Origin of the sequence: Pseudomonas sp. I2 (assembly GCF_040984075.1) — a bacterium.
GTDB classification, from domain to species: Bacteria; Pseudomonadota; Gammaproteobacteria; order Pseudomonadales; family Pseudomonadaceae; genus Aquipseudomonas; species Aquipseudomonas guariconensis_B.
Genome location: NZ_JBCGFQ010000026.1, coordinates 33,823 through 60,143 on the forward strand (window position 1 = coordinate 33,823; position 26,321 = coordinate 60,143).

The 26,321-nt window shown below is 65.7% G+C and carries 27 protein-coding genes; 18 read left to right on the forward strand and 9 right to left on the reverse strand.

The genetic code is table 11. From position 1 onward, the window contains the following. Window positions 1–98: 98 nt before the first annotated feature. Window positions 99–554 carry a MaoC family dehydratase gene (locus WCE05_RS14965; RefSeq protein ID WP_225788708.1) on the reverse strand — a complete coding sequence of 152 codons (456 nt, stop codon included), beginning with the start codon at window positions 552–554 and terminating at the stop codon, window positions 99–101. A gap of 167 nt (window positions 555–721) precedes the next feature. Between WCE05_RS14965 and WCE05_RS14970 the strand changes: the two genes are divergently transcribed. Genes WCE05_RS14970 through WCE05_RS14980 form a run of 3 tightly spaced genes read left to right on the forward strand, consistent with a single transcriptional unit; the run spans window position 722 to window position 2,397 of the window. Next, entirely contained in the window at window positions 722–1,084 is a 363-nt protein-coding gene (locus WCE05_RS14970; RefSeq protein ID WP_225788707.1) for a CidA/LrgA family protein, read from the forward strand. Beyond that, on the forward strand, window positions 1,081–1,797 hold the full coding sequence (locus tag WCE05_RS14975) for an LrgB family protein (protein ID WP_225788706.1): 717 nt from the start codon (window positions 1,081–1,083) through the stop codon (window positions 1,795–1,797). Before WCE05_RS14970 ends, WCE05_RS14975 begins: the two co-directional genes overlap by 4 nt. 9 nt (window positions 1,798–1,806) lie before the next feature. Then, the gene (locus WCE05_RS14980; RefSeq protein ID WP_225788705.1) at window positions 1,807–2,397 is read left to right on the forward strand and encodes an LON peptidase substrate-binding domain-containing protein; all 591 of its coding nucleotides are present in this window, start codon (window positions 1,807–1,809) and stop codon (window positions 2,395–2,397) included. A 117-nt stretch (window positions 2,398–2,514) separates the two neighbouring features. Here WCE05_RS14980 and WCE05_RS14985 read toward each other — a convergent pair whose 3' ends face one another. Beyond that, the gene (locus WCE05_RS14985; RefSeq protein WP_225788704.1) at window positions 2,515–3,831 is read right to left on the reverse strand and encodes a bifunctional DedA family/phosphatase PAP2 family protein; all 1,317 of its coding nucleotides are present in this window, start codon (window positions 3,829–3,831) and stop codon (window positions 2,515–2,517) included. 4 nt (window positions 3,832–3,835) lie between these two features. Further along, the gene (locus tag WCE05_RS14990) at window positions 3,836–4,528 is read right to left on the reverse strand and encodes a DNA-3-methyladenine glycosylase (protein WP_225788703.1); all 693 of its coding nucleotides are present in this window, start codon (window positions 4,526–4,528) and stop codon (window positions 3,836–3,838) included. 260 nt (window positions 4,529–4,788) lie between these two features. Here WCE05_RS14990 and WCE05_RS14995 point away from each other — a divergent pair, with 260 nt between their 5' ends. From WCE05_RS14995 to WCE05_RS15055, 13 genes are all read left to right on the forward strand, one after another. Next, a complete protein-coding gene (locus tag WCE05_RS14995; RefSeq protein ID WP_368816119.1) occupies window positions 4,789–6,060 on the forward strand; it encodes a glutamate-5-semialdehyde dehydrogenase in 1,272 nt (423 codons plus the stop codon). A 1-nt stretch (window position 6,061) separates the two neighbouring features. Then, window positions 6,062–6,721 carry a nicotinate-nucleotide adenylyltransferase gene (nadD, locus tag WCE05_RS15000; RefSeq protein WP_225788701.1) on the forward strand — a complete coding sequence of 220 codons (660 nt, stop codon included), beginning with the start codon at window positions 6,062–6,064 and terminating at the stop codon, window positions 6,719–6,721. Window positions 6,722–6,763: 42 nt separating this feature from the next. Further along, window positions 6,764–7,183, forward strand: a complete 420-nt coding sequence (rsfS, locus tag WCE05_RS15005) for a ribosome silencing factor (protein WP_225788700.1) — start codon at window positions 6,764–6,766, stop codon at window positions 7,181–7,183. Between the two features lie 9 nt (window positions 7,184–7,192). Beyond that, on the forward strand, window positions 7,193–7,660 hold the full coding sequence (gene rlmH / locus WCE05_RS15010; RefSeq protein ID WP_368816120.1) for a 23S rRNA (pseudouridine(1915)-N(3))-methyltransferase RlmH: 468 nt from the start codon (window positions 7,193–7,195) through the stop codon (window positions 7,658–7,660). 17 nt (window positions 7,661–7,677) lie between these two features. After that, the gene (gene mrdA / locus WCE05_RS15015) at window positions 7,678–9,567 is read left to right on the forward strand and encodes a penicillin-binding protein 2 (protein WP_225788698.1); all 1,890 of its coding nucleotides are present in this window, start codon (window positions 7,678–7,680) and stop codon (window positions 9,565–9,567) included. 38 nt (window positions 9,568–9,605) lie between these two features. Next, window positions 9,606–10,709, forward strand: coding sequence for a rod shape-determining protein RodA (rodA, locus tag WCE05_RS15020; protein WP_225788822.1), 1,104 nt, complete (start codon window positions 9,606–9,608; stop codon window positions 10,707–10,709). A 17-nt stretch (window positions 10,710–10,726) separates the two neighbouring features. Next, a complete protein-coding gene (mltB, locus tag WCE05_RS15025) occupies window positions 10,727–11,737 on the forward strand; it encodes a lytic murein transglycosylase B (RefSeq protein ID WP_225788697.1) in 1,011 nt (336 codons plus the stop codon). Continuing rightward, entirely contained in the window at window positions 11,737–12,735 is a 999-nt protein-coding gene (locus tag WCE05_RS15030) for a septal ring lytic transglycosylase RlpA family protein (protein ID WP_368816133.1), read from the forward strand. Before mltB ends, WCE05_RS15030 begins: the two co-directional genes overlap by 1 nt. Before the next feature lie 219 nt (window positions 12,736–12,954). Continuing rightward, window positions 12,955–14,115, forward strand: coding sequence for a D-alanyl-D-alanine carboxypeptidase family protein (locus WCE05_RS15035; RefSeq protein ID WP_225788696.1), 1,161 nt, complete (start codon window positions 12,955–12,957; stop codon window positions 14,113–14,115). 74 nt (window positions 14,116–14,189) lie between these two features. Beyond that, window positions 14,190–14,468: a DUF493 domain-containing protein gene (locus WCE05_RS15040; protein WP_225788695.1), complete on the forward strand. Its 279-nt coding sequence runs from the start codon at window positions 14,190–14,192 to the stop codon at window positions 14,466–14,468. Beyond that, window positions 14,468–15,115, forward strand: coding sequence for a lipoyl(octanoyl) transferase LipB (lipB, locus tag WCE05_RS15045; RefSeq protein WP_368816121.1), 648 nt, complete (start codon window positions 14,468–14,470; stop codon window positions 15,113–15,115). The genes WCE05_RS15040 and lipB overlap by 1 nt, the downstream gene beginning before the upstream one ends. Before the next feature lie 2 nt (window positions 15,116–15,117). After that, window positions 15,118–16,134, forward strand: coding sequence for a lipoyl synthase (gene lipA, locus WCE05_RS15050; RefSeq protein ID WP_225788693.1), 1,017 nt, complete (start codon window positions 15,118–15,120; stop codon window positions 16,132–16,134). A 109-nt stretch (window positions 16,135–16,243) separates the two neighbouring features. Beyond that, window positions 16,244–17,182 carry an LD-carboxypeptidase gene (locus WCE05_RS15055; RefSeq protein ID WP_368816122.1) on the forward strand — a complete coding sequence of 313 codons (939 nt, stop codon included), beginning with the start codon at window positions 16,244–16,246 and terminating at the stop codon, window positions 17,180–17,182. A gap of 48 nt (window positions 17,183–17,230) precedes the next feature. On the opposite strand, the gene WCE05_RS15060 is transcribed toward WCE05_RS15055, so the two are convergent. From WCE05_RS15060 to leuS, 5 genes are all read right to left on the reverse strand, one after another. Beyond that, window positions 17,231–18,547: a lytic murein transglycosylase gene (locus tag WCE05_RS15060; RefSeq protein WP_368816123.1), complete on the reverse strand. Its 1,317-nt coding sequence runs from the start codon at window positions 18,545–18,547 to the stop codon at window positions 17,231–17,233. Window positions 18,548–18,607: 60 nt separating this feature from the next. Continuing rightward, window positions 18,608–18,772, reverse strand: coding sequence for an alternative ribosome rescue factor ArfA (gene arfA, locus WCE05_RS15065; protein ID WP_196146209.1), 165 nt, complete (start codon window positions 18,770–18,772; stop codon window positions 18,608–18,610). A gap of 126 nt (window positions 18,773–18,898) precedes the next feature. After that, window positions 18,899–19,936, reverse strand: coding sequence for a DNA polymerase III subunit delta (gene holA, locus WCE05_RS15070; protein WP_368816124.1), 1,038 nt, complete (start codon window positions 19,934–19,936; stop codon window positions 18,899–18,901). Window positions 19,937–19,974: 38 nt separating this feature from the next. Continuing rightward, window positions 19,975–20,580, reverse strand: a complete 606-nt coding sequence (gene lptE / locus WCE05_RS15075) for an LPS assembly lipoprotein LptE (RefSeq protein WP_368816125.1) — start codon at window positions 20,578–20,580, stop codon at window positions 19,975–19,977. Between the two features lie 61 nt (window positions 20,581–20,641). Further along, a complete protein-coding gene (leuS, locus tag WCE05_RS15080; protein ID WP_253091417.1) occupies window positions 20,642–23,248 on the reverse strand; it encodes a leucine--tRNA ligase in 2,607 nt (868 codons plus the stop codon). Between the two features lie 227 nt (window positions 23,249–23,475). Here leuS and WCE05_RS15085 point away from each other — a divergent pair, with 227 nt between their 5' ends. Then, the gene (locus tag WCE05_RS15085; RefSeq protein ID WP_225788687.1) at window positions 23,476–23,790 is read left to right on the forward strand and encodes a hypothetical protein; all 315 of its coding nucleotides are present in this window, start codon (window positions 23,476–23,478) and stop codon (window positions 23,788–23,790) included. Window positions 23,791–23,919: 129 nt separating this feature from the next. After that, window positions 23,920–24,696 (forward strand): YdcF family protein, encoded by a 777-nt coding sequence (locus tag WCE05_RS15090; RefSeq protein WP_368816126.1) that lies wholly within the window; start codon window positions 23,920–23,922, stop codon window positions 24,694–24,696. Window positions 24,697–24,795: 99 nt separating this feature from the next. Here the strand turns inward: WCE05_RS15090 and lnt are convergent, their stop codons facing one another. Further along, a complete protein-coding gene (gene lnt, locus WCE05_RS15095; protein ID WP_368816127.1) occupies window positions 24,796–26,313 on the reverse strand; it encodes an apolipoprotein N-acyltransferase in 1,518 nt (505 codons plus the stop codon). Window positions 26,314–26,321 lie beyond the last annotated feature (8 nt).

A 26,321-nucleotide genomic window follows, 5' to 3' on the forward strand; every position in this document is an offset into this window, starting at 1 on the left:
CAGGTGGTTGGAGACAGGCAGTGAGCAATTAGGGCCGCTTCGCGCCCCTTTCGCGACGCGGCCCTCACATCACAACACCTCGCTCGACTGACCCACCACTAGACAAAGCAGAGCGACAGGGACTCGGCGATATAGGCCGGTTTCTCCTCGCTCTCGATCTCCAGGGTGGCGATGGCCTTGAGCAGCCATTGCCCCGGTTTCTTTTCGCTGGCATCGCTCAGCTCGACCTTGAGCCGCACCTTGCTGTCCACCTTCACCGGCTGGATGAAGCGCACGCTGTCCAGGCCGTAGTTGACCACCATCTTCAGGCCTTCGGGCAGTACCAGGATGTCCTCCATCAGCTTGGGGATCAGCGACAGGGTCAGGAAACCATGGGCGATGGTGGTGCCGAACGGGGTTTGCGCCGCCTTCTCGGGATCGACATGGATGAACTGGAAATCGCCAGTGGCTTCGGCGAACAGGTCGATACGCTGCTGATCGATCGTCAGCCAGTCGGAACGTCCCAGTTCCTTGCCGACATACTGCGATAGCGCTGCAACGGGTACATAGGGCATCGCGACTCTCCAGGTTGTCTTGCTGTTCGAAAAGCTTGATCTGGTACGAAAGTGCAAGATCAGCACGGCGAACCGTTTCAGTCAAGCTGACCGCTTTTCGCTGTATATCGGCTTATAGGCGTGGTTTAGCGTGCTTATAATGGCGGCAACGCTCGAAGGAGATCCCTATGCTGTTGCGCGGTTTGACCTGGCTGGTGTTGTTTCAACTGCTGGGCACGGCGATCAATCATCTGCTGCTGCCGATCCTGCCAGGGCCGATCATCGGCCTGCTGCTGTTGCTGGTGTTCCTGATGCTGCGTGGCGAGGTCGGCAAGCCACTGAACGAGGCGTCCACCAGCCTGTTGCGCTACCTGCCGCTGCTGCTGGTGCCACCGGCGGTCGGTGTGATGGTCTACGCCAGGGACATCGCCGCGGACTTCTGGGCCATCGTCGGTGCCCTGGTGATCTCTTGCCTGGTGACCCTGGTCTTCGTCGGGGTGCTGATGCAAAGGCTCATGCAGCGCCATGGCAAGCGCAAGGAGCAGCCATGATGCTCGACTGGCAGGGCGCGCTCGATGCGGTCATCCACCATCCGCTGTTCGGCATCGGTATCACCCTGGGCGCCTACCAGGTGGTGCTGGCCGCCTACGAGAAGACCCGCTGGATCTTCCTGCAGCCGGTGCTGGTGTCGATGCTGCTGGTCATCGGTGTGTTGCTGGGCTGTGGCATCGACTACGCCGAATATCGCAAAAGCACCGAGATCCTCAACATCCTCCTGGGCCCCGCCACGGTGGCCCTGGCCGTGCCGCTCTACCTCAACCTGCGGCGGATCCGCCAACTGTTCTGGCCGACATTTACTACGCTGGTAGTCGGAGGTCTGTTCGCCACCGTGGCCTGCCTGTTGCTGGGTGCGTGGTTCGGTGCCGAACACATGATCCTGATGACCATGGCGCCGAAGTCGGTGACATCGCCGATCGCCATGCTGGTGGCCGAGCAGATCGGCGGGGTGGCGGCCCTGGCGGCGGTGTTCGTGCTGATCACCGGGGTGATCGGGGCGATCTTCGGGCCGGCGCTGCTGACTCGCTTCGGTGTGCTCAGCCCCGAGGCGCGCGGCATGTCGCTGGGCGTGACCGCCCATGCGGTGGGCACGTCGGTGGCCTTGCAGGAAAGTGACGAATGCGGCGCCTTCGCCGCGTTGGCGATGAGCCTGATGGGGGTGGCCACGGCGGTATTCCTGCCGTTGGCGGTCAGCCTGGTGGCTTGAGGAATCGAGATGATGCTACCGCTGTTTCCCCTCAATACCGTGTTGTTTCCCGGCTGCATGCTCGACCTGCAGATCTTCGAAGCGCGCTACCTGGACATGATCGGCCGCTGCATGAAGCAGGGCGGCGGCTTCGGCGTGGTGTGCATCCTCGAAGGCGAGCAGGTGGGCAAGGCGCCGCCAGCGGTGGCTTCGGTCGGTTGCGAAGCGTTGATCCGCGATTTCGAGCAGCAGGACAACGGCCTGCTGGGTATTCGCGTGGAAGGTGTGCGGCGTTTCCGGGTGGAGCGCACCGAAGTGCAAAAGGACCAGCTCGTGGTCGGCGAGGTGCACTGGCTGCCGGAGCTGGCGGACAGCGCCCTGGCCGAACAGGACCACGACCTGCTGGCGTTGCTCCAGGCCTTGGGTGAGCACCCCATGGTGGCGGCGCTGGACATGCCACGGCCAGTGGAGGGTAGGCAATCCCTGGCCAACCAGTTGGCCTACCTGTTGCCGTTCATGGAAGAGGACAAGCTCGACCTGCTGGCGATCGACTCGCCGCAGCAGCGACTGGAGGCGATCCAGACCCTGCTCGAGCGCATCCAGGGTGAATTGTTCGCCTGAGTGTTTTGCGTCGCACCTTTCGCGGGCAAGCCCGCTCCCACAGGTTCACCGCAGCCCTTGAAAGCGGCGCTGTACTTGTGGGAGCGGGCTTGCCCGCGAAAAGAGCGACGCTGACCTTCAGTACTGGTAGCGCAACAGTGCCTGGGGCAGGGCGTACAAGGCGAAGAACGCCATCAGGGCGATACAGGCCGGCAACACCAGCCACCACACCCGTGGCGGCAAGGCACCCAGCGGCTGGCGGTGCTGCACCAGGGTCAGGCTGAGCGCGCACACGCAGCAGGCCAGCAGCCCCCCGGCCAGGATGTCGGTGGGCCAGTGCGCACCCAGGTAGACCCGCGACAGGGCGATCGCCAAGGCCGGCAGGCTGCCCAGCAGCACCCAGGTCAGGCGCATGCGTGGCGGTTGGCCACGACCGGCCAGCAATGCCATCACCAGGAAGAACGCGAACGATGCCGAACTGTGCCCGCTGGGCATGCTGTAGCTGGTCAGCGGATCGCTCAGCACTTCTGGACGAGCCCGGGCGAACAGCCATTTCAGCGTGCCATTGGCGATCGCCGTGCCCATCAGCGCGCTGCCAGCGAGCAAGGCATGACGCCATTGCCGTGCTAGCAGCAGAAGGCCAGTGAGCAGGGCGCCAAGGAACAACTGGGTGCGGAAGTCGCCCAGCCGGGTGACCAGCACCACGGCGCTGTCGATGGCCTGGCTGCGATGCTCCTGGACCAGGGTCATCACGCCCTGGTCGAACTCGTGCAGGTGGGGCCAGCCGAGGAACAAGGCCACCAGGGCGATCAGGCTCAGGCCGGCGATCAGCCGGGTGCCATGGCGCTGGTCGCGCAGGCTGCTGCCCAGGCTCAGGCCGATCACCACGGCCAGGGTGCCGGCGATGATACCGGCATCCAGCCAGAACCCCTCCGGCAAGGGCAGACGCATGGCCGCTCCGGTGGCCCAGCCGGGCAGCAGGTAGGCCACCGACCAGCCGGCGCCGGCCACCAGGCTGACGGCGATGAAGCGCGGCAGCGGCATGTCGAACATGCCGGCGACCATCGGCAGCATCGGCCGCAGCGGGCCGATGAAACGCCCCACCAGCAGGCTGGCGATGCCATAGCGGTGGAAATAGGCCTCGGCGCTGCCGATCCACTCCGGATGATGGCGCAGCAATGGCAGGCGCCGGATGTTCTGGTGGAAATACTTGCCGAGCCCATACGACAAGGCGTCCCCCAACAGGCCGCCGAGCAGCCCCAGCAGCAGGGTTTCGCCCAGGCTGAAGCCGCCGCTGCCGGCGAGCATGGCGACAGCGAACAGCAGGACGGTACCTGGTACGATGATGCCGGCGATGGCCAGGCACTCCACGCAGGCGATCAGGAAAATTGCCAGGCCAAGCCACTGCGGGTTGGCGCTGAGCCAGCCGGTCAGGCTGTCGAGCCATTGGCCCATGGTGTCAGCTTCCTTGTTCGAGGATGAAGAAGTCGCGTCCTTCGACCTGGCCCCGGCGCAGCGGGTTGCGCGTGCAGAAGCGGGCGAACTCGGCATCCACGAAGCGGTAGGGCAGGTGTTCGTCGCGGCCGTGGGGGATGCCCAGGCGGGTGGTCTGGACCACGCGCGGTACCGGGATGCCGCAGTCCTCGACGTACAGGTGCTCGGGGTCGAAGCGCCTGGCGTCCCAGTTCGGCACCTTCAGGCCCATGGCCCGGCACAGCAGGGTCTGGCCGGCGCACAGGCGCTCGGCCGGGCGCAGGTTGCCACTGGCGTCGGGGTTGTTCAACTGCATCTGCGCCAGGCTGTTGGCATCGGAGATGGCGTCCACCCAGGGGTAGGCGGACTTGATCAGCACCGCGTTGCCCGGGCCTTGGGCGCTGAAGTTCAGCGAGTCGCCGCCACGGGCGTAGTACATGTAGATGTGGCCACCGTCGAGGAACAGGGCCTTGCGTTTTTCCGTATAGCCGAGCGAGGCGTGGCTGCCCTTGTCGGTCAGGTAGTAGGCTTCGGTCTCGATGATCCGCGCGGCCAGCCAGAGGTCGCCGTGGCGGTGGCGGATGACCTTGCCCAGCAGGGCCTTGGCCAGGGTCTGGGCGTCGCGGTCGAAGAAGCTGTCGGGCAGGGCACGGGCCGGGCAGGGGGCTGGATCTTGCATACTGTCGGTTCGTGGTGGTGAAGCTGGGGATGATAGCAACTATTGGCTGGCGCGCGGCTGAACCGATGGGGTCGCTTCGCGCCCCCAGCATTGGCCAAATCCTGCAGGGGGCCCGCGAAGGAGCGATTTCGATAAGGCCGGTTACATCTTTCCTGCCTGTTCCCGTCGGCCATTTTCTACCATCCGCCTCCCGCCGCTGGGCGTACCCGAGCGTGCCAGTTATAATCAGCCGATTTCCCCTTTGCCAAGACACCGAGCCCATGACTGAGTCCGTTCTTGACTACATGACCCGCCTGGGTCGCGCCGCCCGCGCTGCCTCGCGCGTGATCGGTCGTGCCAGTACCGCGCAGAAGAACCGTGCCCTGCAGGCCGCCGCCGAGGCGCTGGACGCCGCCCGCGCCGAGCTCGGCGCAGCCAACGAACTGGACCTGGCGGCCGGCCGCGCCAATGGCCTGGAACCCGCCCTGCTCGACCGCCTGGCGCTGACCCCGGCTCGCATCGACGGCATGATCACCGGTCTGCGCCAGGTGGCTGGCCTGCCAGACCCGGTCGGTGCCATCCGCGACATGAGCTACCGCCCGTCGGGCATCCAGGTGGGCAAGATGCGCGTACCGCTCGGGGTGATCGGGATCATCTACGAGTCGCGGCCGAACGTGACCATCGACGCGGCCAGCCTGTGCCTGAAGTCCGGCAACGCCACCATCCTGCGCGGCGGTTCCGAGGCCATCCACTCCAACCGCGCCATCGCCGCCTGCATCCAGCGCGGCCTGGCCGAAGCCGGCTTGCCGGCCGCGGTAGTCCAGGTGGTCGAGACCACCGACCGCGAGGCGGTGGGGGCGCTGATCAGCATGCCAGAGTTCGTCGACGTCATCGTCCCGCGCGGTGGCCGTGGCCTGATCGAGCGCATCAGCCGCGATGCCCGGGTGCCGGTGATCAAGCACCTGGATGGTATCTGCCACGTGTATGTCGACCAGCATGCCGACCTGGACAAGGCCTGGAGCGTGGCCTTCAACGCCAAGACCTACCGCTACGGCATCTGCGGCGCCATGGAGACCCTGCTGGTCGATGCCAGCGTCGCCGAGGCCTTCCTCCCGGAAATGGCCCGTCGCTTCCAGGCGAAGGGCGTCGAGCTGCGCGGTTGCCCGCGCACCCAGGCGATCATCGAGGCCAAGCCTGCCAGCGAAGATGACTGGCACACCGAGTACCTGGCGGCGATCCTGTCGATCCGCGTGGTCGACGGCCTGGACCAGGCCATCGAGCACATCAACCACTACGGCTCGCACCACACCGATGCGATCATCACCGAGCACCAGGGCCAGGCCCGGCGCTTCATGGCCGAGGTCGACTCGGCGTCGGTGATGCTCAATGCGCCGACCTGCTTCGCCGACGGCTTCGAGTACGGCCTGGGCGCGGAAATCGGCATTTCCACCGACAAGCTGCACGCCCGTGGCCCGGTCGGCCTGGAAGGCCTGACCTGCGAGAAGTACCTGGTGATCGGCGACGGCCAATTGCGCGGCCAGGAGTCCTGCTGAGTTGAGCAAGGCCCAGGCAGTCCGGCGCATCGGCATTCTCGGTGGCACCTTCGACCCCGTGCACATCGGCCACCTGCGCAGCGCGCTGGAGGTGGCCGAGCTCATGGAACTGGACGAGCTGCGCCTGTTGCCCAACGCCCGGCCGCCACACCGCGACACTCCCCAGGTGCAGGCACAGGACCGCCTGGCCATGGTGCGCAGCGCGGTGCAGGGCGTCGGGCGGCTGAGCGTGGATGCCCGTGAGCTGGCCCGCGACAAGCCGTCGTACACCATCGATACGCTCGAGTCGATCCGCGCCGAACTGGACGCCGACGACCAGCTGTTCCTGGTGCTGGGCTGGGACGCGTTCTGCGGCCTGCCCGGCTGGCATCGCTGGGAGGAGCTGCTGCAACACTGTCACATCCTGGTGCTGCAACGCCCGGATGCCGATGTCGAACCCCCTGACGAGCTGCGCAACCTGCTGGCGGCGCGCTCGGAGAGCGATCCCACCGCCATGTCCGGCCCGGCGGGGCACATTTCGTTCGTCTGGCAGACGCCGCTCGCGGTGTCGGCCACACAGATCCGACAGCTGCTGGCCAGCGGCAAGTCGGTGCGGTTCCTGGTGCCGGACGCAGTACTGGCCTATATCGAGGCGCACGACCTTTACCGTGCGTCGCACTGACGGCGCCCAGGCGCCTCATTCAATGAGTTGAACGAGTTTCTTATGAGCAAGCAGAAAATCAACGGCGAAGAATTGGTCAACATGGCCAAATCGGCCCTGGAAGAAGTCAAGGCCCAGGACATCCAGGTCATCGACGTGCGCGACAAGCACAGCCTGACCGACTACATGATCATCGCCACCGGTACTTCCAACCGGCAGATCAACGCGATGGCCGAGAAGGTCCGCGAGATCGTCAAGCAACAGGGCGTGCAGCCCCTGGGCGAGGAAGGCAAGGGCGACAGCGACTGGGTCCTGCTGGACCTCAACGACGTCATCGTGCACATGATGACTGCCGCTGCGCGCCAGTTCTACGACCTCGAGCGCCTGTGGCTGGGGGCCGAGCAGAGCCGCTCCGCCGATGGCAAGCACCACAGCCCGGAGAACACCCACAGCTACGCCGAAAACCTCAAGGACCGGGGCTGAGGTCGCGCCGTGCGCCTGCGCCTGATCGCGGTCGGCTCGCGCATGCCCCGCTGGGTCGAGGACGGTTGGCATGAGTATGCCAAGCGCCTGCCCCCGGAGCTGCCGTTCGAGCTGGTGGAAATCCCGCTGAACACCCGTGGCAAGAACGCCGACGTCGCCCGTCTGATCCGCCAGGAGGGCGAGGCCATGCTGGCCAAGGTGCAGCCGGGGGAGCGCATCGTCACCCTCGAGGTCCATGGCAAGCCCTGGAGCACCGAGCAACTGGCGAGCGAGCTGGACCGCTGGCGCCTGGATGCGCGCACGGTCAACCTCATGGTGGGCGGCCCCGAGGGCCTGGCGCCGGAAGTCTGCGCGCGCAGCGAACAACGCTGGTCGCTGTCGCCGCTGACCCTGCCGCATCCGCTGGTAAGGATACTGATCGGCGAACAGATCTACCGCGCCTGGACCGTGCTGTCCGGGCACCCCTACCACAAATGAGCCTCTAAGCCCGCCCGATGTCGCAGCCGATTCGTCTCAAGGACCACGAGAAAGACGCCCGTTTGGTGCGCAACCGCGTCGTGGTCGGTGCGGTGGCGATCATGCTGCTGGTGTGCGTGCTGATCGCGCGGCTGTATTACCTGCAGGTCATCCAGTACGACTACCACTCCACCCTGTCGGAGAACAACCGGGTGCACGTGCAGCCGATCCCGCCGACCCGCGGGCTGATCTTCGACCGCAACGGGGTGATCATCGCCGACAACCGTCCCAGCTTCAGCCTGACCATGACCCGCGAGCGCGCCGGTGACTGGCACCAGGTGCTGGACACGATCGTCGAGGTCCTGGAACTGACCCCCGACGACCGCGCCCTGTTCGAGAAACGCATGAAGCAGGGGCGCCGGCCGTTCGAGCCGGTGCCGATCCTGTTCGAGCTGAACGAGGAGCAGATCGCCCGTATTGCGGTGAACCAGTTCCGCCTGCCGGGTGTGGACGTGGCCGCGCAACTGGTGCGCCATTACCCGCAGGGCGCGCATTTCGCCCACTCGGTCGGCTACGTCGGGCGGATCAACGAGAAGGAGCTCAAGGCCCTCGACCCGGTCAACTACAGCGGCACCCACCATATCGGCAAGACCGGCATCGAGCGCTTCTACGAAGACGAGCTGCACGGCCAGGTCGGCTATGAGGAGGTCGAGACCAATGCCCGCGGCCGGGTGTTGCGGGTGCTCAAGCGCACCGACCCGATCCCGGGCAAGGACATCGTCCTGAGCCTCGACATCAAGTTGCAGGAGGCTGCCGAGGCGGCCCTGGGCGGGCGTCGTGGGGCCGTGGTGGCCCTCGATCCGCGCACCGGCGAAGTGCTGGCGATGGTCAGCCAGCCGAGCTTCGACCCCAACCTGTTCGTCACCGGCATCAGCTTCAAGGCCTATGCCGAACTGCGTGACTCGATCGACCGGCCGCTGTTCAACCGTGTGTTGCGTGGCCTCTATCCGCCTGGCTCGACGATCAAACCGGCGGTGGCCATCGCCGGCCTGGACAGCGGCGTGGTCACCGCCAGCAGCCGGGTGTTCGACCCGGGCTACTACCAGTTGCCCAACTACGACCACAAGTACCGCAACTGGAACCGTAGCGGCGATGGCTGGGTCGACCTGGACACGGCGATCATGCGTTCCAACGATACCTACTTCTACGACCTGGCGCACAAGATGGGCATCGACCGCCTGTCCACCTACATGAACAAGTTCGGTATCGGTCGCCGGGTGTCGCTCGACATGTTCGAGGAGTCCTCCGGGCTGATGCCGTCCCGCGAGTGGAAGCGCGCGACCCGCCGCCAGGCCTGGTTCCCCGGCGAGACCCTGATCCTCGGCATCGGCCAGGGCTACATGCAGGCCACGCCCCTGCAACTGGCCCAGGCCACCGCGCTGATCGCCAACAAGGGCAAGTGGAACCGCCCGCACCTGGCCAAGACCATCGAAGGCAAGCCACCGGTGGACGAGAACCCGATGGAAGACATCGTCCTGCGCGACAAGTCCGACTGGGCCAAGGTCACCCACGGCATGGAGCAGGTGATGCACAACGCCCGTGGCACCGCGCGCAAAGCCGCGCTCGGTGCCCAGTACCGCATCGCCGGCAAGAGCGGCACCGCCCAGGTGGTGGCGATCAAGCAGGGCGAGAAATACGACCGCAACAAACTCCAGGAGCGTCACCGCGACCACGCTCTGTTCGTCGCCTTCGCCCCGGCCGAATCGCCGAAGATCGTGGTGGCGGTGATGGTCGAGAACGGCGAATCCGGCTCCGGCGTCGCCGCGCCAGTGGTCCGCCAGGTGATGGACGCCTGGCTGCTCGACGAGCACGGCCGGCTCAAGCCTGAATTCGCTCCCGCCACCGTCGCCCAGGAATCGGCCCCGTGAAGAACAATTTCGATCGCATGCTTTCCAGCGAGGACGTGATGCGTCGGCGCGCCAGCTTCCTGCAGCGCATCCACGTCGACGGCCCGCTGCTGGTAATCCTGCTGACCCTGGCGGCCGGCAGCCTGTTCGTCCTCTATTCGGCCAGCGGCAAGAACTGGGACCTGCTGATGAAGCAGGCCACTTCGTTCGGTATCGGCCTGGTGTCGATGTTCATCATCGCCCAGCTCGAGCCGCGCTTCATGGCGCGCTGGGTACCGCTGGCCTATGTGGGCGGGGTGCTGCTGTTGATCGTGGTGGACGTCATGGGCCACAACGCCATGGGGGCGACACGCTGGATCAATATCCCCGGGGTGATCCGCTTCCAGCCCTCGGAGTTCATGAAGATCATCATGCCGGCGACCCTCGCCTGGTACCTGTCCAAGCGCACCCTGCCGCCCGACCTCAAGCACGTGGCGATCAGCCTGGTGCTGATCGGCGTGCCGTTCATCCTCATCGTCCGCCAGCCAGACCTGGGCACGGCGCTGCTGATCCTCGCCTCGGGCGCCTTCGTGCTGTTCATGGGCGGCCTGCGCTGGCGCTGGATCATCAGCGTGGTCACCGCCGCGGTGCCGGTGGCGGTGGCCATGTGGTTCTTCGTCATGCACGACTACCAAAAGCAGCGCGTGCTGACCTTCCTCGATCCGGAGAGCGACCCGCTGGGCACCGGCTGGAACATCATCCAGTCCAAGGCGGCGATCGGCTCCGGTGGCGTGTTCGGCAAGGGCTGGCTGCTGGGCACCCAGTCGCACCTGGACTTCCTCCCGGAGAGCCATACCGACTTCATCATCGCCGTGCTCGGCGAGGAGTTCGGCTTGATCGGCATCTGCCTGCTGCTGTTGATCTACCTGCTGCTGATCGGCCGTGGCCTGGTGATCACGGCCCAGGCCCAGACCTTGTTCGGCAAGCTGCTGGCGGGCAGCCTGACCATGACCTTCTTTGTATACGTGTTCGTCAATATCGGTATGGTCAGCGGCCTTCTGCCCGTGGTGGGCGTGCCGCTGCCCTTCATCAGCTATGGCGGAACTTCGTTGGTGACGCTGCTGTCAGCGTTTGGCGTTCTGATGTCGATCCACACGCACCGCAAGTGGATCGCACAGGTTTGAATAAGGTGAAGAATTTCATGCAAGCAGTGCGTGGCTGGGCTGCCCGTTGTGTGCCGTGGATCGGCGCGGTGGGCCTGTTCGGCGCTGTCCAGCAGGCCAATGCCGGCGACTACGAAGGCTCGCCCCAGGTGGCCGAGTTCGTCGGCGAGATGACCCGCGACTATGGCTTCGCCGGTGAACAGTTGATGGATCTGTTCCGCGAGGTGCGGCGCAAGCAGTCGATCCTCGACGCGATTTCGCGGCCGGCCGAGCGGGTCAAACCGTGGAAGGAATACCGGCCGATGTTCATCAGCGATGCGCGCATCGCCCGTGGTGTGGACTTCTGGCGCCAGCACGAGGCGACCCTGGCCCGTGCCGAGCAGGAGTATGGCGTGCCGGCCCAGGTGATCGTGGCGATCATCGGCGTGGAGACCTTCTTCGGCCGCAACACCGGCAACTTCCGGGTCATCGACGCCCTCTCGACCCTGGGCTTCGACTATCCGCCACGGGCCGACTTCTTCCGCAAGGAGCTGCGCGAGTACCTGTTGCTGGCGCGTGAGGAGCAGCTCGACCCGCTCACCCTCAAGGGCTCCTACGCTGGCGCCATGGGCCTGCCGCAGTTCATGCCGAGCAGTTTCCGCAGCTACGCCGTGGATTTCGACGGCGACGGCCACATCAACATCTGGAACAACCCGGACGATGCCATCGGCAGTGTCGCCAGCTATTTCAAGCGCCATGGCTGGGTGGCCGGGGAGCCGGTGGTCAGCCGCGCCATGGTGCGCGGCGAGCGGGTCGACGAAGGCTTGACCAGCGGTATCGAGCCGGTGAAGACAGTCGGGGAGTTGCGAGCCCTGGGCTGGTCGAGTCATGATGCGCTGCGCGATGATCTGCCGGTCACGGCCTTCAGGCTCGAGGGCGACAATGGTCCGGAATATTGGATGGGCATGAAGAACTTCTATGCGATCACGCGCTACAACCGCAGCGTGATGTACGCCATGGCGGTGCATCAGCTCTCGGAACAGCTGGTTCTTGCACGGGGCGTCAAATGATGCGCGTATTCTTTTCTTCCCATTCGCTCAAGCTGCTGACCTGCGTGGCCGTCGGCCTGGTCCTGGCCAGCTGCTCCTCCAGCCGGCCCACCCAGCAGAGCGGCAATGTGGTCCGCTCGCAGCCGGGCCTGGACATCAACCGTGCCCACAAGGACGGTGCGCCCTGGTGGGACGTGGACGTGTCGAAGATCCCCGACGCGACGCCGACCGTGCACACCGGCGCGTACAAGGCCAACCCGTACACCGTGCTGGGCAAGACCTACTACCCGATCCAGGATTCGCGCAACTACCGCGCCGAAGGCATCGCCTCCTGGTACGGCACCAAGTTCCACGGCCAGAACACCGCCAACGGCGAGGTCTACGATCTCTACGGCATGAGCGCGGCGCACAAGACCCTGCCGCTGCCGGCCTACGTGCGGGTGACCAACCTGGACAACCAGCGCAGTGTGATCCTGCGGGTCAACGACCGTGGCCCGTTCTATTCGGACCGCATCATCGACCTGTCCTACGCCGCGGCCAAGAAGCTCGGCTACGCCGAGAGCGGCACCGCCCGGGTACGTGTCGAAGGCATCGACCCGCAGCAGTGGTGGGCCGCGCGCGGCCGCCCGGCACCGTTGGTGCTCAAGGAGCCGCAGGTGGCCCAGACCCAGGCGGTCCCGGCCAGCACCGGCAAGGTCGAGCAATGGACGCCGCCACCGCAGCAGCACGCTGCGGCGGTGGTGCCGGTGCAGGTCGGCGGCGGCAGCGTACCGAACAACAACGGTGGCATGTACCTGCAGGTAGGGGCGTTCGCCAACCCGGACGCCGCCGAGCTGCTGCGTGCCAAGCTCAGCACCATGGTCAGCGCGCCGGTATTCATCAGCTCCATCGTGCGCAACCAGCAGACCCTGCACCGGGTGCGCCTGGGGCCGATCAACAGCCAGGGCGAAGTCCAGCAGATGCAGGACAGCGTGCGCCTGGCCAATCTGGGCCAGGCCAAGCTGGTAACCGCGGACTAGCCGGGGCGCACAGCTTCAAGCCACAAGCGTCGAGCCGCAAGAAAAAGCAGCTTCCACACCGATCCGCTTTTCTCTTGCAGCTTGAAGCTCGCCGCTGAAGTAGGCTGTCGGTTTTGTCATGAATCGGCGGGCGCGGCCATGTACAATGGCCGTTTTTGCCGCTGGCCAGGGAACCCTTGCCCTTGGGGCATCAGACCATTAGCGATTTACGAGAGACGGATGAACATCACCAACCTTGCCAAACGACTTTGCCTGCCTGTACTGCTGATGATCACTCCCGCTGCCTTCGCGGCGGAGCAGATGATGCCGTCGCCGCCGCAGCTGGCTGCCAAGTCCTATGTACTCATGGATGCGTCCAGCGGCAGCGTGCTGGTCGAGAACAACGGTGACGAGCGCCTGCCGCCGGCCAGCCTGACCAAGCTGATGACCGCCTACATCGCCACCCTGGACATCCGTCGCGGCCAGATCGGCGAGAACGATCCGGTGACCGTCAGCGAAAACGCCTGGCGTACCGGCGGCTCGCGCATGTTCATCAAGGTCGGCAGCCAGGTCAGCGTCAGCGACCTGCTGCATGGCATCATCATCCAGTCGGGCAACGATGCCTCCGTCGCCCTGGCCGAGCACATCGCCGGCAGCGAAGATGCCTTCGCCGACATGATGAACAAGACCGCCGCCGACCTGGGCATGACCAACAGTCACTTCATGAACCCCACCGGCCTGCCGCACCCGGAGCACTACTCCTCGGCGCACGACATGGCGGTCCTGGCCCGCGCGATCATCGACGAAGACCCGGCCCACTACGCCATCTATTCGCAGAAGGAATTCTTCTGGAACAACATCAAGCAGCCCAACCGCAACCTGCTGCTGTGGCGTGACAAGACCGTCGATGGCCTGAAGACCGGCCACACCGAGGAAGCCGGCTACTGCATGGTCGCCTCGGCCGTGCGCGACGGCCAGCGCCTGATCGCCGTGGTGTTCGGCACCAACAGCGAGCAGTCCCGTGCCGCCGAGACCCAGAAGCTGCTGACCTACGGTTTCCGCTTCTTCGAAACCCAGACCTTCTACCAGAAGGGTACCGAGCTGACCCAGGCCCCGGTCTGGAAAGGCGCCACCGGCCAGGTGAAAGCGGGCCTTGCCAACGACCTGACCCTGACCCTGCCCAAGGGCCAGCTCAAGCGCCTGCAGGCTTCCATGACCATGAACCCGCAGCTGACCGCGCCTATCGCCAAAGGTGACGTGATCGGCAAAGTGGAAGTCAAACTGGACGAGAAAGTGGTCCACAGCGCCGACCTCATCGCCCTCGACGGCGTGGAGGAAGGTGGCTTCTTCCGCCGTATGTGGGATAGCATTCGTCTATTCTTCTACGGGTTGTTCAACTGATACGTGACCTGCATGCCCCTGCGCTCGATCGCGGGGGCATTGTTGTTGCCACGGCTTGCGAGGCCGTTTCCGCCATGAGCGAACAAGAAGACGTCAAGTCGCCAAAGATCGAATTTCCCTGCCCCGACTATGCCATCAAGGTAATCGGTGACACCGTCGTCAACTTCCGGGACACCGTCATCGAGATCCTCAAGAAACACGCACAGGTCGACATGAAGAGCCTGGCCGAGCGCCAGAGCAGCAATGGCAAGTACACCACCGTGCAACTGCACATCGTCGCCACCAGCGAAGACCAGTTGCGGGATATCAACAGCGCCCTGCGTGCCACCGGCATCGTGCACATGGTGCTGTGATGTCGACGTGCCTCGGTTTTCGCGATCTCGGCCTGCAGCCCTACGAACCGGTGCTGCACGCCATGCGTCGCTTCACCGAGCAGCGTACCCCGCAAAGCCCTGACGAAGTCTGGCTGGTGGAGCATCCACCGGTGTTCACCCAGGGCCAGGCCGGCAAGGCCGAGCACCTGTTGGTGCCCGGCCAGATCCCGGTGGTGCAGACCGACCGCGGCGGGCAGGTGACCTACCACGGCCCCGGGCAATTGGTGGCCTACCTGCTGCTGGATGTGCGTCGCCTGGGGTTTGGCGTGCGCGACCTGGTCAACCGCATCGAGCGGAGCCTGATCGACCTGCTCGCCAGCTACGATGTCCAGGCCGCGGCCAAGCCCGACGCGCCTGGGGTGTATGTCGACGGGGCGAAGATCGCCTCCCTCGGCCTGCGTATCCGCAACGGTCGTTCCTTCCACGGCCTTGCCTTGAACGTGGACATGGACCTGGCGCCATTCCGCCGAATCAACCCCTGCGGGTATGCGGGGCTGGCCATGACCCAGCTGCGCGACCTGGCAGGCCCGATCGAACTCTCCGAGGTCAGGACAAGGCTGCGCGGACAGCTGGTCAGGCACCTCGACTACGCTGAGCAGACGACCCTCACGGGCGGAATCGACTGAATATGACAACTGTGCAAGAAGCCGTGCCGAACCTGATACCCACCCAGGATGTCACCCCGCGCCCCGCGCCGAAGAAGGTGGAAGCGGGCGTGAAGCTGCGTGGCGCCGAGAAGGTGGCGCGCATCCCGGTGAAGATCATCCCCACCGAAGAACTGCCGAAAAAACCCGACTGGATCCGCGTGCGCATCCCGGTATCCCCAGAGGTCGACCGGATCAAGCAACTGCTGCGCAAGCACAAGCTGCACAGTGTGTGCGAGGAAGCGTCCTGCCCGAACCTGGGCGAATGCTTCTCCGGCGGCACCGCGACCTTCATGATCATGGGTGACATCTGCACCCGTCGTTGCCCGTTCTGCGATGTCGGCCATGGCCGACCGAAGCCGCTGGACCTCGACGAGCCGAAGAACCTGGCGATCGCCATCGCCGACCTGCGCCTGAAGTACGTGGTGATCACCTCGGTGGACCGCGACGACCTGCGTGACGGTGGTGCCCAGCACTTCGCCGACTGCATCCGCGAGATCCGTGCCTTGTCGCCCGGCATCCAGCTGGAAACCCTGGTGCCCGACTACCGTGGGCGCATGGACGTGGCCCTGGAGATCACCGCGAAGGAGCCGCCGGATGTGTTCAACCACAACCTCGAGACCGTCCCGCGCCTGTACAAGGCCGCGCGTCCGGGGTCGGACTACGACTGGTCGCTCGACCTGCTGCAGAAGTTCAAGCAGATGGTTCCGCACGTGCCGACCAAGTCCGGCATCATGCTGGGCCTGGGCGAGACCGACGACGAGGTCATCGAGGTGATGCACCGCATGCGCGAGCACGACATCGACATGCTGACCCTCGGCCAGTACCTGCAGCCGTCGCGCAACCACCTGCCGGTGCAGCGTTTCGTGCACCCGGACACCTTCGCCTGGTTCGCCGAGGAAGGTTATCGCCTGGGCTTCAAGAACGTCGCTTCTGGCCCGCTGGTGCGTTCTTCCTATCATGCCGACCAGCAGGCTCACGAAGCCAAGATCAAGCTCTGAGCGCGGCGGGAGTGACCGATGCCGATGTGGGCCGTGAGGCCGCATCGGCATTTTTGTTTTCGAGCGGCAAGCTTCAAGCTTCAAGCGACAAGCCATGAGGAGTCGTGTGATGAATTGCGTCGAGACCGTGGGACCACGGTTGCCTGTGGCCTTGCCGGGTAATGCCCGTTTCGCCATCGTCGCGCCGGCGGGGCCGGCGCGGTTGGATGCCGACAAGGCTTGCCAGTGGTTCGAGCGTCGGGGGTACCAGTGCCGGATTTATCCTGGGGTGTTGCAGGCGGATGGTTATCTGGCCGGTAGCGACGAGCAGCGCCTGCAAGACCTGCATGCTGCGTTCAGGGCGCCGGATATCGACGCCATCCTGTGCATGCGGGGTGGGTACGGCAGCATGCGGTTGCTGGATCGCCTCGATTTCGACTTGGTTCGTCGCCATCCCAAGCCGCTGGTGGGCTATAGCGACGTCACCGCGTTGCATACGGCGTTCAACCGGCATGCAGGGTTGATCACCTTCCATGGCGCGATGCTCAATGCCGATTTGCTGGGCGCCAAGCTCGAGCCGACCGAGAGTTCCCTGTTCGAGCAGCTCGGTGGGCAGCTGGGGGAGGGGGGCGACATCGTGCATCCGCCGGCCTATCCGCTGACCTGCGTGGTGCCGGGCCGTGCCCAGGGGCGACTGGTCGGTGGCAACCTGTCGTTGCTCGGTGCGACCCTCGGCACCCTGGCGGAGGTCGACACGCAGGGCGGCATCCTGTTCATCGAGGACGTCAACGAGCCGCTGTATCGGGTCGACCGCCTGCTTACCCAACTGCGTCTGGCGGGGAAGCTGGAGGGCGTGCGGGGTGTGCTGGTGGGGGATTTCGCCGGGATCACGGTGGCGGCGATGGCACCGCTGCTGAAGGGGATCTTCGGGCCCTTGGACGTGCCCGTGCTGGCCGGGTGGCGCAGTGGGCATTGTGACCCGAACCTGTGCCTGCCGCTGGGGGCCAGGGTAAGTCTGGACAGTGCGCAGCACAGGCTGGTGCTGGAGCAAGCGCTGTTCGAGTGTTGAGCGCAGCTTCGTAGCGCTTGGGGCCGCTTCGCGCGGCCCCCTGCTGCGTCAGCGACGGCGCAGGCTGTCCAGCAGCTTGTGCGTCGGATACCCGTCCGCCGGCCAGCCCAGCGTCTGCTGGGCATTGCGAATGGCCTTGCGGGTGTTGGCGCCGATGATGCCATCGGCATTGCCAGCCTCATGCCCGTTGGCATTGAGCAGCTTCTGCAACTCGATACGCTCGCTACGGCTCAGGGGCAGGTCTTGCTTGGGCCAGTTGCCGGCGATGAAGCCCCAGCCCGAGAAGCGATCGCCCAACAGGCTGACCGCCAGGGCATAGGACGAGGAATTGTTGTACCTGAGGATCGCGCGGAAGTTGTCCAGCACCAGGAACGCCGGGCCTCGGGCACCGGCGGGCAGCAGCAGGGCAGCGGAGAGCTGGTCGCTGCCGGCGGGCAGGCGGGTGCCCAAGGGCAGTTTCACGCCCAGTTGCAGCCATTCGCTGACACTCTTGCGCTGGGCGCCATCGGCCAGCCAATAATCGAAGCCCGCAGGTACCTGGACCTCGAAGCCCCAAGGCTGGCCACGCTTCCAGCCGGAGCTTTGCAGGTAGTGCGCGGTCGAGGCCAGGGCGTCGGCGGTGCTGTTCCAGATGTCGCGGCGACCATCGCCGTCGAAGTCCACCGCATGGGTGTTGTAGGTGGTCGGGATGAACTGGGTCTGGCCCATGGCGCCAGCCCATGAGCCGCGCATGGCCTCTGGCTGGATATCGCCGTTCTGCAGGATATGCAGGGCGGCGATCAACTGGTCCTGGGCGAACTGTGGGCGGCGGCCTTCATAGGCCAGGGTGGCCAGGGAGCGGATCACCGACTTGTTGCCCTGGAACTGGCCGAAGTTGCTTTCCATGCCCCAGACCGCAACCAGTACCTGGCGGTCCACGCCATAGCGCTGCTCGATGCGCGACAGCAGGTCGGCGTGCTGCTCGAGCAGCCGCTTGCCGTTGCGCACGCGCAGTGGCGACAGCGCGCCCTCCAGGTATTCCCAGACCGGCCGGGTGAATTCCGGCTGGCTGCGGTCGGCCTTGACCACGTCCATGTCTGGCGTGACGCCGAGGAAGGCGCGATCGAAGGTGCTGGCGCGGATACCGGCCTGCAGGGCTTGCTGGCGGAAGCCGGCCTGCCATTGTGCGAAGGTCTGCAGGGGTTGGATTTCGGTGCTGAGGTCAGGCGTGGTGCCGGGCAGGCTCACGGCGGGAGCGGGCTGGGCAGGCGCCAGCGGCAGGGCGTCGGCGGCGGTGGGTTTTTCCGCGCAGGCGACAAGCAGGATGAAGCTGGAGACCGCGATCAGCTGGCGATGGGGCCAGCGAAGGGAAAGACGGAGGGACATGCACAGATCCAGAATTGCAGTTCAGGTGCCGACCATACCATGCCTGGGCATTTCCTGCCTTCATGCGGCCAAAAAGCAAGAAGCCTCCCAATCTCTCGATTGGAAGGCTTCGCGGCGGTAGCTGCCCTTGCCCTTGTTCGGTCGTTCCTGGCGGCAGCGGAACAGTGGTTGGGCGACGATGGACTTGGCCTTGTTCGGGCCGTGTTTCTTCGGCTTCTTGCTCATGGTGGCATCCCGGTGGGTGGACTTCGGGGGCACTCTAAGGCGATGTGGGGGCGGGGGCCAATTGATTGTGTTTATGGTCGGATAGCGGCCCACGACCCTGTGGGAGCGGGCTTGCCCGCGAATGGCTCACTCAGGCGGCAAGGTCAGCCGCTGCCCGGCCATCAGCAGCGACAACCGCGCCAGGCTAGTCCACGGCGAGCCCTCGGCCTGGCCCTTGATCTGCGCATCGATCCTTTGGGCATCCTGCAGCAATTGCGCCCAACGTTGCGCCGAGAGGCGTTGCAGGGCCTTGCTCACCAGCGGTCGGCGCTTGTCCCACACCGGTGGGCGGGCCTGGCTGAACGCCTTGTCCAGCGGTACGCCCTGGCTGAACTGTTGGGCCAGGCCCGCCAGTTGGCGCAACTCGCGGGCCAGGGCCCAGAGGATGACCGGCGGCTCGACGCCTTCGCCGCGCAAACCTTCGAGCATGCGCAGGGCATGGGCCGCTTCGCCGTTGAGGATGGCATCGACCAGCCCGAAGACATCGAAGCGAGCGCTGTCGGCGACAGCGGCCTGGACGGTTTCCACGGTGATCTGGTTGCCTTCGGCCAGCAGCTTGAGCTTCTCGATCTCCTGGGCGGCAGCCAGCAGGTTGCCTTCGACCCGTGCGGCGATCAGGTCGACCGCGTCACGCTGGGCAGACAAGCCGGCCTGCGCCAGGCGCTGGTTGATCCACTGGGGTAGCTGCTGGGCGTCCACCGGCCAGATCTGGATGAACTGGCAATGCTCGCCCTCGATCAGCGCCTTGCCCCACTTGGTCTTCTGCGCACTGCCATCGAGCTTGGGCAGGCTGACCAGCAGCAGGGTGTCCTCGGCGGGGTTGGCGCAGTACTCCATCAGCGCGGCGGCCCCCTTGTCGCCGGGCTTGCCTGAGGGCAAACGCAGCTCCAGCAGGCGCCGCTGGGCGAACAGCGACAGGCTGGCTCCGGCCTGGAGCAGGCTGCCCCAGTCGAAGTTGGCATCGGCACTGAAGACCTGGCGCTCGTCGAAACCCTGCTGGCGCGCAGCCGTGCGGATGGCATCGGCGGCCTCCTGGCAGAGCAGCGGGTCATCGCCGCTGACCACGTAGACCGGGGCCAGGTTGCCTTGCAGGTGTTTGTTGAGCTGGGCGGGGGAGAGCTTCATGGGAATAGGCGAGGCACCCGCAGGTGCCTCGTGCAGGCTCAGTTGCCCGGTACTTCCAGGGGCGACTGCTGCGGCGTCTCGTCCTGCAGGCGACGCGCCGCCTCCAGGGCCTCGGCTTCGGCCTTGGCACGCTCGTCGGCTTCACGCTGCAGCTCGTCCAGTTGGGCCGGCGTCAGCATTTGCAGGCGAACCACCATGCCCTGGACCAGGTCGCGGCGCATTTCTTCACGTGCCTGGGCGCCTTCCTGGTCGGAGCCGGTGATGTTGTCGCCGTCGTGTACGTAGATCTTGCGGGCTTCCAGCTTGTCGCTGAGCAGCTGGGTGTCGTTCAGGCCCAGGATGCTGTAGCTGAGCACGGTGGTGAGTTCGTATTCGGCCGAACGGCTGCCGCCGCTGTAGGTGGCGGCACGCTGGGTTTCCCGTTCGTCGGTCAGCACCAGGCGGTAGGGGGCGCCGGCGTGCACGTTGACGCCGCTGCGCTGCAGTACCTGGCGCAACTGGGTCACGGTGTCGCCGTAGGCGTTGCGGGCGCTGACGTCCAGCTCCTTGATGGCCAGTTCGGTGGTGCCGGTGCCGCGCAGCTGGAAACCACAGGCGCTGAGCACGATGGCCAGGCCCATTACCAGCAGATTGCGTTTGATCATGTTGTAGCTCCCTCGTGGGCCTGTTCCGCCCGCCCACGGCACACGTGGGCGGGCGTTGCCATCAATTGGCGACGATGTTGACCAGTTTGCCCGGTACCACGATGACCTTGCGGATGGTCAGGCCATCGGTGAAACGCAGGACGTTCTCGTTGTTGCGAGCGGCCGCCTCGATCTCCTCGCGGCTGGCCGAGGCGGGCATTTCCACCTGGCCACGCAGCTTGCCATTGACCTGCACCACCAGGGTGATGCTGTCCTGCACCAGGGCGCTTTCGTCGACGGCCGGCCATGGCGCGTCGATCACCGCCTGGTCGTGACCCAGGTGCTGCCACAGCGCATGGCTGATGTGCGGGGTGATCGGGGCCAGCAGCAGGGTCACGGCCTCCAGGCCTTCCTGCAGCAGCGCACGGTCCTGAGCGGTGGCCTGCGGGGCCTTCTCCAGCACGTTCATCACGGTCATCACCTGGGCGATGGCGGTGTTGAACTTGTGGAACTGGCCCACGTCGGTGCTGGCCTGCTTGATCGCGGTGTGGATGGCACGGCGGATCGTCTTCTGGGCGTCGTCCAGCGCGGCGACATCCAGCGTGCCCGGCAGGCCCTGGGCCACATGGGCCTGGGCCAGGCGCCAGACACGACGCAGGAAGCGGCTGGCGCCCTCGACACCGGAGTCGGACCATTCCAGGCTCATGTCGGGCGGCGAGGCGAACATCATGAACAGGCGGCAGGTGTCGGCGCCATAGGCGTCGATCATCGCTTGCGGGTCGACGCCGTTGTTCTTCGACTTGGACATCTTCTCGGTGCCGCCGATCTCCACCGGCAGGCCGTCGGTCTTCAGGCGGGCGCCGGTGACCTTGGCCTTGGCGTCGCGCTCGACCTCGACATCGGCCGGGTTGAACCAGTCCTTACCGCCGTTGCTGGCGGTGCGGTAGTAGGTCTCGGCGACCACCATGCCCTGGGTCAGCAGGTTCTTGAACGGTTCGTTGGAGGTGACCAGGCCTTCGTCGCGCATCAGCTTGTGGAAGAAGCGCGCGTACAGCAGGTGCAGGATGGCGTGCTCGATGCCGCCGATGTACTGGTCCACCGGCAGCCAGTGGTTGGCGGCCTTCGGATCGACCATGCCGCCCTCGTAGTTCGGCGAGGCGTAGCGGGCAAAGTACCAGGACGACTCGACGAAGGTGTCCATGGTGTCGGTTTCACGCTTGGCCGCGGCGCCACATTTCGGGCAACTGCATGCGTAGAACTCGGGCATGCGCGCCAGCGGCGAGCCGGCGCCGTCCGGCACCACGTCTTCGGGCAGCACCACCGGCAACTGGTCTTCCGGCACCGGTACGTCGCCACAGGACGGGCAGTGGATGATCGGGATCGGGCAGCCCCAGTAGCGCTGGCGGCTGATGCCCCAGTCGCGCAGGCGGAACTGGGTACGCGACTGGCCCAGCGCCTTGCGGATCAGTGCAGCCTCGATGGCGTCGAAGGCGCCCTGGAAGTCCAGGCCATCGAACTCGCCGGAGTTGATCAACTGGCCATGTTCGGCATAGGCGGCCTGCCATTGGCTACCGACCTCGTCGCCGGCGCTGGTACGCACCACGGCCTTGATCGGCAGGTGGTACTTGTGGGCGAATTCGAAGTCGCGCTCGTCGTGGGCCGGCACGGCCATCACGGCGCCGTCACCGTAGTGCATCAGCACGTAGTTGGCGACCCACACCGGCAGTTTTTCGCCGGTCAGCGGGTGCTCGACGAACAGGGAAGTGGGCATGCCCTTCTTCTCCTGGGTGGCCATGTCGGCCTCGGCGACGCTGCCGCTCTTGCATTCGTCGATGAACGCCTGCAGCGCCGCATCGCCCTGGGCGGCCTGGGTGGCCAGGGGGTGCTCGGCGGCTACGGCGACGTAGGTCGCGCCCATCAGGGTGTCCGGACGGGTGGTGAAGACCTTGAGGGCGCCGGCGTGGCCGATGCTCGCCTGGTCATAGGGGAACTGCACTTCCATGCCACGCGACTTGCCGATCCAGTTGCGCTGCATGGTCTTGACCTGCTCCGGCCAGCCCGGCAGCTCGTCGAGGCTTTCCAGCAGCTCGTCGGCGTAGTCGGTGATGCGGAAGTAGTACATCGGGATCTCGCGCTTCTCGATCAGCGCGCCCGAACGCCAGCCACGGCCGTCGATGACCTGCTCGTTGGCCAGTACGGTCTGGTCGACCGGGTCCCAGTTGACGGTACCGTTCTTGCGGTAGATGACGCCTTTCTCGAACAGCCGGGTGAACAGCCATTGCTCCCAGCGGTAGTAATCCGGCTTGCAGGTGGTGACTTCGCGCGACCAGTCGATCGCCAGGCCCAGGCTCTTGAGCTGGGACTTCATGTAGTCGATGTTCTCGTAGGTCCACTTGGCCGGGGCGACGTTGTTCTTCATCGCGGCGTTTTCCGCCGGCATGCCGAAGGCGTCCCAACCCATCGGCTGCAGGACGTTCTTGCCCAGCATGCGCTGGTAGCGGGCGATCACGTCGCCGATGGTGTAGTTGCGCACGTGGCCCATGTGTAGCTTGCCGCTCGGGTACGGGAACATCGACAGGCAGTAGTAGGTATCCTTGCCTGGCTGTTCGGTGACAGCGAACGATTGTTGCTCGTCCCAGAACGTCTGGGCGGCGGCTTCTATATCACGGGGCGTGTATTGTTCGTGCATGGCTACTTTGTGCTGAGAGAGAAGAGACCTTGTTTCCAGGCAGCGGAACCTCGCTGCGTCCGGCACTCCGGTGTCGATAGAGTGAACGCCGTAGCATACATGAGCGCCGCGCGTCCTGGGAAACCCTGATTGCGAATGTCCACTGGTCGCAGCGCTCGGCTGCTTTTCGCAGCGACGCTAAGCTCATCTGTGGGGGGAGATATTCTTATCTTCAATGAGGTGAACGGATGGGAGAGTCGCAGCTACCCGCAATCAAACCGGAGCTTTACGAACGCCTGATCGACCGTCTGGGCCTGGCGCTGGAAGTTGCCAGGACGTCGGTACGATTGCGCGACGAGATGCCAGCCGAACTGGAATTGCGTGGCCTGAGCCACGCCGAGTTCGAAGTGATCAAGGCCTACCTGGACACCCTCCCGGAGAGCCGTTTCGCCAGCGCCGGTGCCTACCAGCAACCGGAGCCTTCCTCGGCGAAGATCGTCTGGCTCAAGGACAAGAAACGCCCCGCCACCACGGCGAGATCCCGGACGCTGCGACATCGCTAGCCGTTCAGGATTCCAGGCGCAGGCCATCGTGCGCCGGTTCTATCAATCTCTGTCTTGTCGGCGCCGGCGCGCACTTGTTGCCCGGCGTCGATCCTCTTAGGCTGCACGCCTTCCAAGGAGGTGTGCCCGATGCCGATTCGCTTTTTCATCAAACAATGGCTGCTGCCGCCTGGCCTGCTGTTCCTGTCGCTGCTGCTCGCCTGGTGGCTGCGCAAGCGCTATCCGGGCCTGGCTGCGGTCGGTTTCGTGGTCGGGCTGGGCGGCCTGTGGCTGATGAGCCTGCCGCTGGTGGTGGAGCAGCTCGCGCGGCAGCTGGAAACCGAACCGCCCCTGGCGCAGGCCGACTGGGCGACGCTGGCGGACAGGGCCGATGCCATCGTGGTGCTCGGTGCTGGGCGCGAACGCGGGGACCCTGCCTGGGGCGGCGAGGACCAGCCATCGGCGCTGGCCCTGGAACGCATGCGCTATGCCGCGGCCTTGACCAAGGCCTCGGGCCTGCCGGTGCTGATCAGCGGCGGGTTGCACTACGGCACGCCGCCGAGCGAGGCGCAGTTGATGACTGATCGCCTGCGCGAGGATTTCGCGGTGCAGGTGAGGTGGAAGGAGGAGGCCAGCCGCACCACCTGGGAGAACGCCCAGCTCAGCGCCGAGCTCCTGCTGCCCAAGGGCGTCCGGCGGGTCGTGGTGGTCACCCATGCCTGGCACATGCAGCGGGCGCGCTGGTGCTTCGAGCAAGCCGGCTTCGAGGTGGTGCCGGCGCCGATGGGGTTCCTGGGCAGGGAGACTGGGCAGCCGTTCGGCGGATGGCTGCCGGAGAGCCGGGCGCTGTGGCAGAGCGGGCAGTTGCTCAATGAAGTGGCGGGGTTGATCGGGTATCGGCTCTTTTATCGAGACGGTCGGAGCTGACGGAGGCCCCTGGGGGAGTGGGGCTTTTCCCATGCCGTGCGATTAAGCGGCATTGGGGCGGCCTTGCAGCCCATCGCCGGCAAGCCGGCGATGGTTTTGCTACACGGTCTTGGCGATACGGCTGGCCAGCAATGCCCAGCCCAGCAGCAGGGCACAGACGATCGCCAGCGGCCAGGAGCGCCATTGCAGGTACGGGGTGAGCTGCTGCATCGGCACCACCTCGCCGTACAGGATCGCCTGCTGGAACTGCGGGACCTGCGCGGTGATCCTGCCGAACGGGTCGATCAGTGCGGTGACGCCGTTGTTGGTGGCGCGGATCATCCAGCGGCCGGCCTCCAAGGCACGCATCTGGGCCATCTGCAGGTGCTGCAGGGGGCCGATCGACTTGCCGAACCAGGTGTCGTTGCTGATGGTCAGCAGCAGGTCGCTGCGGGCCGCCAGGCTTGCCGCGAACTCGGGATAGACCACCTCGTAGCAGATGTAGGGTGCGATCTGGTAGCCCTTGGCATGCAACAGCGACTGGTTCGCAGGGCCACGGGCGAAGTCCGACATGGGCAGGTCGAAGAACTCGATCAGCCCACGCAGCATGTCCTGCAGGGGCACGTATTCGCCGAACGGCACCAGCTTCTGCTTGAGGTAGGTGCCGTCGCCTTCGCCGGCCACGGTGATGCCGTTGTAGTAGCGACGTTGCTGGTCTACCACTTCACGCACCGGCACGCCGGTGATCAGCGCCGAATGTCGCTCGGCGGCGAAGCCACCCATCATGCCGATATAGCCCTGGGCCTGGTCCTTGAGCACCGGCACCGCGGTTTCTGGCCAGACCAGCAGGTCGACCGGCTTGGAGCTGAAGCTCATGTCGCGGTACAGGGCCAGTTGCGCATTGATGTGCGCCGGGTCCCACTTCAGGTCCTGCTCGACGTTGCCCTGCACGGCGGCGACCGTCAGCGGCTCGCCCGCAGGCTTGGTCCAGGCGTGGCCCTTGAGTGCCAGGCCGAGGATCCATGGGGCGACCAGCAGCACGCCGCCCACCGCCAGGAACGAAGGGCGGGCCCGCAGGCGATGCAGGTTGCACAGCAGTGCGGCGCTCAGCGCCAGGACGAAGGAAATCAGCCAGACACCGCCGAGCGGCGCCAGGCCCGCCAGTGGGCCGTCGAGCTGGCTGTAGCCGGCGTAGAGCCAGGGGAAACCGGTGAGGAACCAGCCGCGGAACGCCTCCTGCAACAGCCACAGGGCAGCGAAGCACAGGGCATCGGCCAGGGGCGCTTCGTTACGCCTCAGCCAGCGTGCCCACAGCCAGGCAGGCAGCGCGAAGAACCAGGCCAGGGCCGCGAAGAACGCCAGCAGCAGCAGCGTCGCCAGCAATGGCGAGGCGCCCCCGTAGGTGTTCATGCTGACGTAGATCCACCAGGTGCCGGCGCCGTAGAGGCCGAAGCCGAAGCACCAGCCGCGCCACATGGCCTGGCGTGAGCTGAGCTCGCGCAGGCCGGCGTAGAACAGGACGATGGACAGCAGGGCCAGCGGCCAGATATCGAACGGCGACAGGGCCAGCAGGGTGGAAGCGCCGGCCGCCATGGCCAGCAGGTTACCGGGCCAGCCGGGGCGGGTGATCCAGCGCATGGTGTTCC

What these genes read in the sequence shown, in the direction of transcription:
- WCE05_RS15040 (WP_225788695.1), top strand. Translation starts at nt 14,190, where the DNA reads ATGAGCGAACAAGAAGACGTCAAGTCGCCAAAGATCGAATTTCCCTGC.
- holA (WP_368816124.1), bottom strand. Translation starts at nt 19,936, where the DNA reads ATGAAGCTCTCCCCCGCCCAGCTCAACAAACACCTGCAAGGCAACCTG.
- mltB (WP_225788697.1), top strand. Translation starts at nt 10,727, where the DNA reads ATGCAAGCAGTGCGTGGCTGGGCTGCCCGTTGTGTGCCGTGGATCGGC.
- lipB (WP_368816121.1), top strand. Translation starts at nt 14,468, where the DNA reads ATGTCGACGTGCCTCGGTTTTCGCGATCTCGGCCTGCAGCCCTACGAA.
- WCE05_RS15090 (WP_368816126.1), top strand. Translation starts at nt 23,920, where the DNA reads ATGCCGATTCGCTTTTTCATCAAACAATGGCTGCTGCCGCCTGGCCTG.
- WCE05_RS14975 (WP_225788706.1), top strand. Translation starts at nt 1,081, where the DNA reads ATGATGCTCGACTGGCAGGGCGCGCTCGATGCGGTCATCCACCATCCG.
- leuS (WP_253091417.1), bottom strand. Translation starts at nt 23,248, where the DNA reads ATGCACGAACAATACACGCCCCGTGATATAGAAGCCGCCGCCCAGACG.
- WCE05_RS14995 (WP_368816119.1), top strand. Translation starts at nt 4,789, where the DNA reads ATGACTGAGTCCGTTCTTGACTACATGACCCGCCTGGGTCGCGCCGCC.
- WCE05_RS14990 (WP_225788703.1), bottom strand. Translation starts at nt 4,528, where the DNA reads ATGCAAGATCCAGCCCCCTGCCCGGCCCGTGCCCTGCCCGACAGCTTC.
- mrdA (WP_225788698.1), top strand. Translation starts at nt 7,678, where the DNA reads ATGTCGCAGCCGATTCGTCTCAAGGACCACGAGAAAGACGCCCGTTTG.
- arfA (WP_196146209.1), bottom strand. Translation starts at nt 18,772, where the DNA reads ATGAGCAAGAAGCCGAAGAAACACGGCCCGAACAAGGCCAAGTCCATC.
- rsfS (WP_225788700.1), top strand. Translation starts at nt 6,764, where the DNA reads ATGAGCAAGCAGAAAATCAACGGCGAAGAATTGGTCAACATGGCCAAA.
- WCE05_RS14985 (WP_225788704.1), bottom strand. Translation starts at nt 3,831, where the DNA reads ATGGGCCAATGGCTCGACAGCCTGACCGGCTGGCTCAGCGCCAACCCG.
- WCE05_RS14970 (WP_225788707.1), top strand. Translation starts at nt 722, where the DNA reads ATGCTGTTGCGCGGTTTGACCTGGCTGGTGTTGTTTCAACTGCTGGGC.
- WCE05_RS15085 (WP_225788687.1), top strand. Translation starts at nt 23,476, where the DNA reads ATGGGAGAGTCGCAGCTACCCGCAATCAAACCGGAGCTTTACGAACGC.
- WCE05_RS15030 (WP_368816133.1), top strand. Translation starts at nt 11,737, where the DNA reads ATGCGCGTATTCTTTTCTTCCCATTCGCTCAAGCTGCTGACCTGCGTG.
- lipA (WP_225788693.1), top strand. Translation starts at nt 15,118, where the DNA reads ATGACAACTGTGCAAGAAGCCGTGCCGAACCTGATACCCACCCAGGAT.
- WCE05_RS15035 (WP_225788696.1), top strand. Translation starts at nt 12,955, where the DNA reads ATGAACATCACCAACCTTGCCAAACGACTTTGCCTGCCTGTACTGCTG.
- rodA (WP_225788822.1), top strand. Translation starts at nt 9,606, where the DNA reads ATGCGTCGGCGCGCCAGCTTCCTGCAGCGCATCCACGTCGACGGCCCG.
- lnt (WP_368816127.1), bottom strand. Translation starts at nt 26,313, where the DNA reads ATGCGCTGGATCACCCGCCCCGGCTGGCCCGGTAACCTGCTGGCCATG.
- WCE05_RS14980 (WP_225788705.1), top strand. Translation starts at nt 1,807, where the DNA reads ATGATGCTACCGCTGTTTCCCCTCAATACCGTGTTGTTTCCCGGCTGC.
- WCE05_RS15060 (WP_368816123.1), bottom strand. Translation starts at nt 18,547, where the DNA reads ATGTCCCTCCGTCTTTCCCTTCGCTGGCCCCATCGCCAGCTGATCGCG.
- WCE05_RS14965 (WP_225788708.1), bottom strand. Translation starts at nt 554, where the DNA reads ATGCCCTATGTACCCGTTGCAGCGCTATCGCAGTATGTCGGCAAGGAA.
- WCE05_RS15055 (WP_368816122.1), top strand. Translation starts at nt 16,244, where the DNA reads ATGAATTGCGTCGAGACCGTGGGACCACGGTTGCCTGTGGCCTTGCCG.
- lptE (WP_368816125.1), bottom strand. Translation starts at nt 20,580, where the DNA reads ATGATCAAACGCAATCTGCTGGTAATGGGCCTGGCCATCGTGCTCAGC.